The 10,745-nt window shown below is 67.3% G+C and carries 10 protein-coding genes; 3 read left to right on the top strand and 7 right to left on the bottom strand.

The window, feature by feature from the left end; translation table 11 throughout:
* Nucleotides 1–503: sigma-70 family RNA polymerase sigma factor (locus A9W95_RS20155; protein WP_156746306.1), on the bottom strand; the 503-nt coding region annotated here is incomplete at its 3' end.
* A 76-nt stretch (nucleotides 504–579) separates the two neighbouring features.
* On the opposite strand from A9W95_RS20155, the gene A9W95_RS20150 reads away from it, so the two are divergent.
* Entirely contained in the window at nucleotides 580–936 is a 357-nt protein-coding gene (locus A9W95_RS20150; RefSeq protein ID WP_067416797.1) for a DoxX family protein, read from the top strand.
* Between the two features lie 10 nt (nucleotides 937–946).
* Here the strand turns inward: A9W95_RS20150 and A9W95_RS20145 are convergent, their stop codons facing one another.
* Both A9W95_RS20145 and A9W95_RS20140 read right to left on the bottom strand, forming a co-directional pair.
* Nucleotides 947–1,744: a ketosteroid isomerase family protein gene (locus tag A9W95_RS20145; protein ID WP_067416794.1), complete on the bottom strand. Its 798-nt coding sequence runs from the start codon at nucleotides 1,742–1,744 to the stop codon at nucleotides 947–949.
* Nucleotides 1,744–2,304, bottom strand: coding sequence for an isochorismatase family protein (locus tag A9W95_RS20140; protein ID WP_067416802.1), 561 nt, complete (start codon nucleotides 2,302–2,304; stop codon nucleotides 1,744–1,746). The genes A9W95_RS20145 and A9W95_RS20140 overlap by 1 nt, the downstream gene beginning before the upstream one ends.
* A gap of 71 nt (nucleotides 2,305–2,375) precedes the next feature.
* On the opposite strand from A9W95_RS20140, the gene A9W95_RS20135 reads away from it, so the two are divergent.
* Entirely contained in the window at nucleotides 2,376–3,368 is a 993-nt protein-coding gene (locus A9W95_RS20135; protein WP_067416792.1) for a DoxX family protein, read from the top strand.
* Here the strand turns inward: A9W95_RS20135 and A9W95_RS20130 are convergent.
* The 3 genes from A9W95_RS20130 to A9W95_RS20120 are packed head-to-tail and all read right to left on the bottom strand — an operon-like array spanning nucleotide 3,337 to nucleotide 7,363.
* On the bottom strand, nucleotides 3,337–3,882 hold the full coding sequence (locus A9W95_RS20130; protein ID WP_067416789.1) for a gluconokinase: 546 nt from the start codon (nucleotides 3,880–3,882) through the stop codon (nucleotides 3,337–3,339). The two genes, A9W95_RS20135 and A9W95_RS20130, sit on opposite strands and share 32 nt — an antisense overlap.
* Entirely contained in the window at nucleotides 3,861–5,852 is a 1,992-nt protein-coding gene (locus A9W95_RS20125) for a phosphotransferase (protein WP_067416799.1), read from the bottom strand. Before A9W95_RS20125 ends, A9W95_RS20130 begins: the two co-directional genes overlap by 22 nt.
* Nucleotides 5,853–5,857: 5 nt before the next feature.
* Nucleotides 5,858–7,363: a carboxylesterase/lipase family protein gene (locus A9W95_RS20120; protein WP_067416785.1), complete on the bottom strand. Its 1,506-nt coding sequence runs from the start codon at nucleotides 7,361–7,363 to the stop codon at nucleotides 5,858–5,860.
* 78 nt (nucleotides 7,364–7,441) lie between these two features.
* Between A9W95_RS20120 and A9W95_RS20115 the strand changes: the two genes are divergently transcribed.
* On the top strand, nucleotides 7,442–8,122 hold the full coding sequence (locus A9W95_RS20115; protein ID WP_067416782.1) for a hypothetical protein: 681 nt from the start codon (nucleotides 7,442–7,444) through the stop codon (nucleotides 8,120–8,122).
* Between the two features lie 12 nt (nucleotides 8,123–8,134).
* On the opposite strand, the gene A9W95_RS20110 is transcribed toward A9W95_RS20115, so the two are convergent.
* A complete protein-coding gene (locus tag A9W95_RS20110) occupies nucleotides 8,135–10,726 on the bottom strand; it encodes an NAD-dependent epimerase/dehydratase family protein (RefSeq protein ID WP_067416779.1) in 2,592 nt (863 codons plus the stop codon).
* Between the last annotated feature and the right edge of the window lie 19 nt (nucleotides 10,727–10,745).

Genomic DNA, 10,745 nt, shown 5'->3' with positions numbered 1-10,745 from the left:
GTGCGCGGGGTACGGACAGGCGGGTGCGGCTGTAACCGGCTGCGAGCGCGGCTGGCCAACTTCTTCGCGGCCGCCGGGGTGCGGTCCAACAGCTCGCCGATGGTCTCGAAGGGCAGCGCGAACACGTCGTGCAGGACGAAGGCGACGCGTTGGGCGGGTGAGAGTTGGTCGAGCACCACGACGAGCGCCCGGCTGACCGAGTCGGCCAACAGCGCGTCTTCGTCTGCGCCTGGCACCCGGTCGTCGGACTCGACCGCAGACAGTTCGGCGCGTCGCTGCCGCCCTCGCAACTGGTCGACGGCCTCATGGGCGGTGATCGTGGTGAACCACCCGGTCAAGTTATCCACGGTGGTGAAATCGGAGCGGCTGGCTTTCAGCCACGCAGACTGTACGGCGTCATCGGCGTCGGACATCGAACCCAGCAATTGAAACGCCACCGACGTCAGATGGGGTCGATCGGCGTCGAACCGTTGCGCGAGTTCTGCGACATCCATTGCGTTCATCAGGTCACCTTTCGCGAGCGCGAGTCGTCAACGAGATGACATTCATGACCACTCCGCTGCGAAGGAGACCAGCACCATGACCCTACCTATTGCGCGCATCCTCGTCGTGTTGACCACCGCCATCGCCACCGCCGGAATAACAGTGCCAGACCTCGTTCCTGCCCAATTCGTGTTGGCTAACTCGGCGCGGGTGGGGGTTTCTCGCTCCTGGCTGCCGACGCTCGCGACGCTCAAATTCGCCGGTGCCGGTGGGCTCATTGTCGGGCTGCTCGGGTTGCGATACCTCGGGATCGCCGCTGCGCTAGGGCTGGTCTTGTATTTCATGGGCGCCGTCATCGTGCACGTGCGGGCACGCGTCTTCTCCAACATCGCCTTTCCAGGCGGTTACCTGTTGTTGTCGATCGCGTCGCTGGCGTTATTGGTGGCGCAGTGAGCGGTTCTGATCAGGCTGGAAAGTAACGGATTTCGTTGATCTGGTTACCGCGCCAGGCCACGTCGACGAAGATGATGCCGCGTCCGTGGTCGGTGGCGAGCGAGACGGTGACCGTCGAACCCGCGCCGATGACCTTGGTCCAACGAGCGCCCCGGAGCTGCTCGAGCAGTTCGGTGCTGTCCAGCGCGTCGTCGTCACCCAAAGTCATTGTCGCGCTGGGTGATAAAGCCCGCAGCGCGGCGGACTTGTCTTGTTGCACCACTGCGTTGAGGAAGGTTTCGACGAGCTTTTTGTGGCGTGTTCCGGCCCGGCGGAACCCACTGAGGAAGCCCGCGGTGCCGCGCAAGCCTTGGTTTGACATCAGAGCGTGGGACAAGTGCATACCGGGTGTCAGAGCACCGGTTCCGGTGCGCAGAAATTGCAGCATCATCGCCGGCAGTTCCCAGTAGGCCCGCAGCTCGGCGATCTGCCAGTCGCCGCCGGCGGCGCGGAGGTCGTACCGCAAGAACGCGGGGATGAACATGGTGACGGTGGAGCCCATCGCCACCTCGAGATCCAGATCGCGCAGCACGACCGAACGGCAGACAATGTCGAGGTCGCGGTGGAATTTGATGTCGCGGGGCGCGATGAACGTGTCGAAGAAGCGGCCGATCTGCTCGCGGCCGACGTTTGGCCGCGATCCGACGGGGTCTTCGACGCGGGCATCGTCGGTGAACAGGCCCACCCAGCCGGCCCGGTCATGGGCGGCGGCGGCTTGCGGCGAACGCTCCACGGCGGCCAGCAGGGCGTCCCGATTCGGCAGTGCCATCAGAGGCTCGAAACCACGCTGATCCCGGCGCGACGCATGTCCTCGATGGCGTCTCGGCTGGATTCTGGCGCGGCACCCGCCGTCAGCCTGAGCAGCACCCTGGTCACAAAGCCGGCGCGGACCGCATCTTTGGAGGTCATTCGCACACAATAATCGGTGGCCACGCCGACGACATCGACCCGATCCACCTGCCGTTGCCGCAACCAGTCCAGCAGCGGCGTGTCGTTTTCGTCGACGCCCTCGAATCCGCTGTACGCCCCGCTGAACGCGCCCTTGTAGAAAACGGCCTCGATGCGGCTGGTGTCCAGATCGGGATGGAATTCCGCGCCGGCCGTTCCGGCTATGCAGTGCGGCGGCCAGGAGGATGAGAAATCCGGATGATCGGAGAAATGGTCACCGGGATTTATATGAAAGTCCTTGGTAGCAACGATGTGTTGGTAGTCGGGGTCGCCGGCCAGATAGCCGTTGATCGCCGCCGGCAAAGCGGCCGCGCCGGGCACTGGGATCGAGCCACCCGCGCAGAAGTCGTTTTGCACGTCGACGATGATCAACGCCCGCACGCACACCACGATATGCCCGCCCCGGCCAAGGCGGCGGTTTGTGTGCTGCCGAGGCGGGTAACCCACCTGCCATGTTGATCCGGAGAATCGCGCGACCCATGTTGTCAGCTGTGTTCATCGGCCAGGGAGTGGACGCCCTGCTCAACCCCAAGCCGGCAGCGCAAGCCGCCCAACCCACCGTGAGCGGTTTGCAGTCACTGCCGGATCCGGTGGGTAGCAGCGTCCCGGCGGACGCTGAGACGTTCGCCCAAATCAACGCGGCCGTCCAAATCGGCGGTGGCGTTTTGCTGGCCGTCGGCAAATTGCCCCGCGTCGCCTCGGCCGCGCTCGCTTTGACCGTTGTCCCTGGCAACCTTGGCGCGCATATGTTTTGGACTGAGACCGATCCGGAGCGCAAGGCGGAGAAGCGCCGAGCGTTTCTCGCCGATGTGAGCCTGCTGGGCGGACTGATCATCGCGTCCGCCGACACCGCGGGTAAGCCGTCCCTGGGGTGGCGCGGTCGCCGCGCCGCCGAACGGCTTTCCGAGCGGGTGTCGGGAGCGCTGCCCGGATCCCACGATGCGCTGATCGACGCCGAGCTCGGGGATCGTATCGTTCACGGCTTGCAAGCGGGTGCTGAGCGGAGCCGCGAGTTGGCCAGCACGGCCGCGGAGAAGAGCGCACCCTACGCTGAAGCCGCCTTGGAACGGAGCCGCGAACTGGCCAGCACCGCCGCTGAGAAAAGTGCGCCATACGCCGAAGCGGCTCTCGAACGGGGCCGTGAACTGGCCAGTACCGCCGCTGAGCGGACCGCGCCGTTGGCGAAGAAGGCGCGAAAGCGCAGCCGGGAGTTGGCCAGCACGGCGGCCGAAAGAACGGTGCCCTTGGCCGAGGAAGCGCGTAAGCGCGGAGAGCAGCTGGCCAGCACGGCCCGCGAGCGCAGCTTGGAACTCGCCGAGACCGCACGGTCCCGGGGCAGCCAGCTCGCCGACACGGCGGTCGCCCGCGGTAGTGAGCTCGCGGATACGGCCCGCGACCGGTTCGACGAGCAGGTCAGCGGTCGTCGCAAGCACTGGTGGAACTAGCCAGAAACCTCTCGACGACGTGGTCGACGTCACCGGGGACGTCGACCACGACGCCGTTTTCGTCGGCCCCAAGGGGCTCCAGGGTGTCCAGTTGCGACCGCAGCAACGTCACCGGCATGAAGTGCGCCGGCCGGTTGGCCATCCGTAGGCTCAGCAGCTCCGGTGTACCGGTGAGGTGCAGGAACGTGAGTTGCGGGCAGTGCGCGCGGAGTTGATCGCGATACCTGCGCTTGAGGGCTGAACAGCTCATCACCCCGCCGTCGCGGTGCGTGGAAAGCCACTCGCCGACCCTCTCCAGCCAGGGGTAGCGGTCGGCGTCGGTGAGCGGTTCACCGGCCGTCATCTTGGCCAGGTTGGCCACGGGATGAAGGTTGTCGGCGTCCATGAACGGCACGCGCAGGCGCTGGGCGAGGGCCGCTCCGATGGTGGACTTGCCGGATCCGGAAACACCCATCACCACCACAGGCGATCGATAGGAGGCACCGCCCTGGTTCACGCCTGGTTCCGGTTCCATTCCATCCAGCCGACTCCGTTGCGGCCGTCGCTGGTCGTGAGGTCAACCCAAGCGCGCGGGAACTGACTGAGTCGCCCGTCTTCGGCGGTCAACAACACCGGCGCGTGGGCGCGCACCTCGACCTGTGCGATGAGGTCACCCGGGGCCAGCGTCATGTCGGTGTCGAGCGGTAAGCCGTTGTCTGCGAAGGCTTCCCGATAGTTGACGGTCTGCAGTTCGGTGAGCGAGCCGGCGGGGCCCTGGATATAGCCGATGCCCAATTCGCCGGTGTTCGGGATGACCAGGCTCAGCGCGTGCAGGTGTGCGCCGTCGTCGAGGTGCAGGGCGCTCCACATCCAGTTCATGCTCCACCAGTCGCGTACGCCCCAGGAGTGGTCACGTTGCCCGGGTACCGAATCGATTTGGTAGCGCGCATGTTTGACGACGACGGTGCCCGATACGGTGCACGGAATCTCGTAACGTGTGGTGACTCGGTACTGATATGGGACTCCGGCGGTGGTCCACTCCAGGTCGAGCGTTACGTCCACCGGTTCGCCCGCTTCGCCGCGCAACAGTGCCGCCGGATCCTGGTAGGACTGGCCTTGCGCGCGGAGGCTGACCCGGTAGGACTGCAGGGGCGCGTCGGCTGCGTGGCCGAGTTCGATGACGTCGGTCCGGATCTGCCACGGGTTGGTGGGCAGCGGCACGTCGACGTCGATGACCGCGACGGTCGGCAGGTCCGGCCCGCACAGCACCGCGTGGATCCAGGCTCGCCCCTGGTTCGGGATCAGACCGAGGCGAAACCAGCCTCCCAATCCCTCGGTTGCAGAGACGAAGTCGGCATACCAGCTTTCGCTCCACAATGGCTCGTCGGTCGCCGGATGCGCGGACTCGTCGGCCCCGCTGGGCCGCAACGGCTCCGGCTGCGCGGGTGTCGGCAGCGTCGCCAGCGCGTCGGTATCCAGCACATGGTCACAGTGCCGCTCCAGCATCGTCATGAACATCTGGTCGCCTCGCTCGGTGCGTTCCACCAGCATGGACGAGACAATGGCCATCATGACACCGAAAAAGCTTTGGCGACGGACGCTTTCGCGCACATCGTCGAGGGTGATGGGGGCCGGCGAACCCAGTGCCGCGTGGTATGCCTGCAGCAGCTCGTCATAGTGCGTGCGTCGATCCTGAGGCGGCAAGGCGCAACCGAGGAAGTAGGCGAGGTCGGTGCAGGCCGGACCCCAGGACACGGTCTGCCAGTCGACCACCGTCAGCGACCGGTCGGCTTCCGGGGTGCCGAAAAGCAGGTTGTCCAACCGATAATCGCCGTGCACCAGACCTCGCACCCGGTCCGGCGCCGCCTCTTGGGCGAGGTATCCGTCGAAGGCAGCGATGAGCTGGTCGCACACCGTGCGGTGCCGCGGCGCGATGCGGTTGCCGTAGCGGTCGATGAACCCGGCATACAGCGTCGTGACGATGGCTTGGCTCAGCGGTGAGTCACGGTTGAGCCACTCGGCGGCGGCAGCCGCGGCGTCGGCGAGCAGCGGTCCGTGCAGCCGGGCCAGCTCGACCACGGCCAGGTGCGCTTGTTCGCCTGTGGCACCGGCGATTTCGTCACCGACCACCGCAGGCGCAGCATCGCCGAGTAACAGATCGAACACCCCGGTAGTCAGGTCGACGGCCGCGTGGTAGCAAGGTGCGATCGCGCCGCCCAGCCGTGGCGCGATGTCGTGGTAGAACCGGACCTCGCGCTCGTAGAGCCCCAACGTAAGCCCGGTCTGCCGGCTCATCGGGTCGCTCGCCGCCACCTTCAGCACCACCGATTCCGGGCCGCTGCCGTCGGAGTAGGTCAGCGCGACGCGGTAGCACTCGCTCATCTGGCCGGTGCCGATGCGCTCGGTGGTGAAGCCGGAAACTGTTCCAGCGCCGAGGGTTGCGGTGAGCCACTCGACGGTGAGGTCACTGGGCCGTTCGATGGCCCGGTCGTTGTCAGACGCCACGGCGTTCAGGGCACCAAGGAGAAGCCGTCCCACGCCAGCCGGCGGTGCTGGTGGGGATCGAACTCGACACGGCACTTGCGGTCGAAGACCATGACGGCACGGTCGGTGTGGGTGTACGCCGGCCAATCGTCACCGGGTACGCCGGTGCGACTGAACCAACGCCACCGTCGTTGCACCTCATTGCTAACCCGCAGCGCGGAACGCTGGTCTGCGGCCGCGGTGAGCAGCGCACCGAATCGGGTGCGGTAGATGTCGAAGACGGCGAACAATTCGGTGGCATGCGTCGCGCCAAACCCAGACCAGCGCAACGTCCGCGGTGCGTAGTCATACCGGTACAGGTAGGTGGGCGCATGGTTGGTGTGGGCTTCGGCGATCTGCCAGGCCGCCGCACCGAAGGCGAAGTCACCGCCCAATTGGATGCACGCCGAGGGCGCCGGGTAATTCGGGTAGGCCGCGGTGATGCGTTCGCGCGCGGCTGGATCCGCGTCGGCCAGCAACTCCTCGACCATGGACTGATTGGTGGGCAGCATTCTGAGGAACCGGGTGAACAACCGGCCCTCTTCGGCGTTGGTGCCGACGATGAGCGGCACGCGGTGGGCCTGCCCATTGCGCATGGCGTCGATCGGGTCGATAGGCAAGACGTCGTCACCTGCCACCGGTCCAATCGGGAAGGCGCCCAAGCGCTTCTGCATTCCCTCGTCGATCAGGCGCTGCTGCGCCTTGACCAGTTGGGCCGGTGATGCCTGCATCACCGTCGTCGCGGCGTCCTCGGGCCCGGCGCCGAGCAAACGGGCGAACCGCGCCGCGAATTCGGCGGCGATCGCCGGCGAACGGACCATACCCATCGCTGGGCTCTCCGAAATAGCTTGTGCGAATAGCCCTTTGGCGGCGGGTACTGCCAACAGGGTCGCGACGATGTGCGCGCCGGCGCTTTCACCGAAGATGGTGACGTTGTCGGGGTTACCGCCGAAGTTGGCGATGTTCTCGTTGACCCAACGCAGCGCCAGCACCAAGTCACGCAGATACAGGTTGCCGTCGATGGTGGTCTCCCGCGTCGACAGCGAGGACAGGTCCAGACAACCCAGCGCGCCCAGTCGGTAGTTGACCGATACGTAGACACAGCCTCGCCGCGCCAAGGCCGCACCGTCGTAGATGGGAGTCGCGGAGCTGCCGAGGATGTATCCGCCGCCGTGGATGAAGAACATCACCGGCAACGGCTCGTCGGCGCCGCCCTCGGGTGTCACCACGTTGAGCGTCAGGCAGTCCTCACTCATGGGCTGGTACCTGCCCAGACCGACCATGGTGTAGCGGCGCTGCTGGGGTGCGCAATTGGCGAAGCCGTGACAGTGGCGAACCCCCGACCAGCGCTGCGCGGGCTGCGGCGCCCGGTAACGCAAAGGGCCTACCGGCGGTCTGGCATAAGGGATAGCTCGCCAGCGGTTGACTCCGTCTCGGGTGAAGCCTTCGACGGTGCCGGCGGCCGTGCGGGCGCGGACGATGCGCTCGTGCATAGACCGACGGTAGCGGACGGTTTGCATCGACGGCGCGCGCAGCGCCCGAATTGTGGGCGTGGCGGTTAGCCTGACGGGATGCGGATCGCCGCCTTGGTCGCACTCGTCCTGCTCGTGGCGGGGTGCTCGCATGATGCCGGTCGCCAGTCCGGGAATCCGCCGACCAGCACCGCAGCCCCATCGACAAGCACCGCGGCTCCCTCCTCGAGCAAGTTGCCGGCACCTCCGACCGCCCCGTCCGCCGGCGCGCCGATGTCAGAGGTCATTGCCTGGGTCGAGGCCGCGCACCCCGCCGACCCCGCCCGGTTCCACACCGCGGCGCGTGGGGGTGCCACCAATCAGCTCGGTGACGACAGCGCATTTCTGGCCTCGGCCGGCTCGGTGGCGTGCATGACCGACGCCAAACACAGCGGCGACGCGCTGGCCTGTCTGGTCAAGCTGACCAATCCGCCGCCCCGGCCCGACACCGCCTACGGCGAGTGGAAAGGCGGCTGGGTGAACTTCGACGGCACCACCTTGCAGGTTGGATCGGCGCGGGCCGACCCGGGTCCGTTCGTCAGCGGCGACGGGCCGGAGCTGGCCAACGGCGATTCCTTGTTTTTCGGCGACTACCGCTGCCGCGCGGACCAATCTGGGGTGATCTGCGTCAATTACGCCCATCAGTCGGCGGCCCGGCTCAGCGCCGCTGGCGTCGAACCGTTCGGCTGCCTGCGGTCGGTGCCGCCCCCCGACGGCGTGGGCGTCGCGTTCGGCTGCTGAGTTCTGCCCGGTTCAGGACGCCTCGGCCGGCAGGTCGACCACATGAATCTCGCCCGTGCTGCCGTCGACCTCGACCAAGGCGCCTTGGGGTAGCACCCGGGTGGCCCCTTGGACATCGACCACGCACGGGAAACCGAACTCGCGCGCAACGACCGCGGCATGCGACATCGGGCCGCCCAGTTCGGTCACTACCGCGGCGGCGTAGCAAAACGCGGCGGTGTACCCGACGTCGGTGACCTCGGCGACCAGAATCTCGCCGGGTTCCAGGTCGTCGATGGTCTCGGGACGCACGATGCGGACCCGGCCGCGGACCCGGCCCCCGCACACTCCGACACCGCGCAGGGTGTCTCCCCCGCTGGCCGCTACCGCGGTCACAGCCGTCGGCTCCCAGGTGCCGCTGAACACCGTGGGCGGTACGACAGCGGCCAACCGGTGGTGTTCGGCCCTGCGGCGGGCCACCAGATCAGACACGTCGGCGGGCAGGGCGTCGAGTTCGTCGACCAGAAGGTAGAAGACGTCGTCGGGGGTGGTGAAGACGCCGGATTCGACGAGCCGGCGCCCATATTCGCGCAGCAGACCGCGGAGCAGCCAGACGGCGCGCACCATCTTGTCGCGGCGTACCTCCCGGTCGCGCAGTTGGCGTGCGGCCAGTCGCGCTACCGGTCGGGCGTGCAACGGAATCGGTGCGTGCAAGGGTTGCGGCGCGGTGGGCGCACTCAACGCTTTGGCCACCATGCGCACCAGCAGCTCGGGATCGTCGGCGTAGCTGGTCGACAGCATCTCGACCTCGGCCGGGCCGCGGTGCCCGATGAGCGCCAGCTCGGCCAGCACCGCCGCGTGAAACTCCGGCACCTCGACCGCCAGCTTGTCGAGCCGCTCCCCCGGCTCGGACAGCAGCCGCCGCACCGTGGGATCGCGGCGGGCGGCGAGCACCAACCGCTGGATCGCCTCGACAGATCGAGCGCTGACCAATTCCGGCCCGGCCGCCGGCGCCAGGTCGCGCCCGCACAAACCGCGCAACAGCACGTTGAACGCGGCGCAGAGCATGAAGGAACCCGAGGCCAGCCACCATCCGTGCACGACGTGATCGCGCGCCAACAGGATCAGGCTGAGTAGCCGGCGCTCACTGAGCCGGGTCAGGTCGTCGCCGGCAAGGTCTTCCAGCCGGTCGACGTCGTCGAGGTACGCCCGGGTGTCACCCGGCGCGCCAGCGGACAGCCCGATCAGGTTCACCCCGAAGACCCCGATGTTGCGGAGGGTGCGCAACTGCTTGCCGACCCGACCGGACTGGGACGGCGGCCGCTGCTCGCCGAAGATCGGCAGCGAAGCCATGCTGGGCCCGAAGAATCCGCTGTTGCTGACGATTGTCGCGGGCTTGGCGAACGGTACCGTTTCGGCCATGAAATGCGCGGAGGTGATGGCGCCGTAGAGCCGATGGGCGAAGACGGCGACGGTCCGCATGGCGATTTCCTGCTGAATCACGCCACCGGGCCGCAGCCGTTGGGCGATGCCGACGCCACCGGCCCGCAACCCGCGCACGGTGACCGACGCCGAGGATGGGGAGAACGGGCCGGGCAGCGCTTCGGAGAGGTTGGTGGCCAGAAACGTCGGGAAACGCGGATCGATCGGTGTGTCGAACTCGCCGTTATGTTGCTGCGGGCCAGCAAGTTTGGGAACGACCCCGTCAGCCGCGGGCGCGTCGACCGCGGGCAGGTCCTGGATGCTGGCCATGCGCCAAGGCAGCGCGATCAGTCGCTTGCCCACCGTCAACCGACCCCGCACCGCCAACGCGAAATCGGCGACCGTCTCCTCGGCGTTCCATCCCGGCTCGAATCCCCAATCGTTGCGCATGCTGGCGGTGTCCATCACCGGAGCGCTTTGCACGGAGCGCAATTCGGTGTACGAGGGCAGGTGCCGACTCAGTGCGGTCAGCATCGGCGGCGCGATCGGCCGCCGCAGCGCGGCGGCTACCTGGCGGAACGTAACCATCCCGGGGTCGGCGAGGTTAACAGCGGCGCTTCCGATTTCGTCATCCAGGACGGCACGGGTCATTATCCGAAGCACGTCGTCGGTATGTACCACTTGAAGACCGCGGTCGGCGGCTACATCGGGCAGTACCGGAGCTGCCAGCAGTCGCTGCACCCGACTATCGAGGCCGCGCCCCAAGATGAGCGCCGACCGGACCGCAATCCACTGCACGCCGGAGTTCGCCAGCAGTTCCTCGATGCTCGCGTGCCGGATTCCGTCCGGCGAGGACGGACGCAGGTCGTCGCGCTCGGTCGCCGGTACGGTCGCGTGGCCGTACACCTGTGCCGAAGACAAGAAAACGACCCGACCGCAACCAGTTTCGGCCATTGCCGCCAATAGGTTGCGAGTGCCGGCAGCGTCTGGCGTCCATGCCAAGTGCACGACAGCGTCAGCGCCGGCGAAGGCGCGCCGTAATCCAGCCACGTCAGCGATGTCGGCGGCGACGAAACTAGCCGCGCTCGACCAGCTTTGGGGGCGACGACGCGCGACGCCGGTGACTTCATGGCCTTGGCTGAGTAAGCGGGCCGCAAGATTGCGGCCGAGATAGCCGTCGGCCCCGGTGACCGCAATCCTCACTGGGGCCCCTCGCTGCGGC

Source organism: Mycobacterium sp. 1423905.2 (assembly GCF_001673155.1).
Classification (GTDB): Bacteria; Actinomycetota; Actinomycetes; order Mycobacteriales; family Mycobacteriaceae; genus Mycobacterium.
This window is presented reverse-complemented; position numbering and strand designations above follow the sequence as displayed.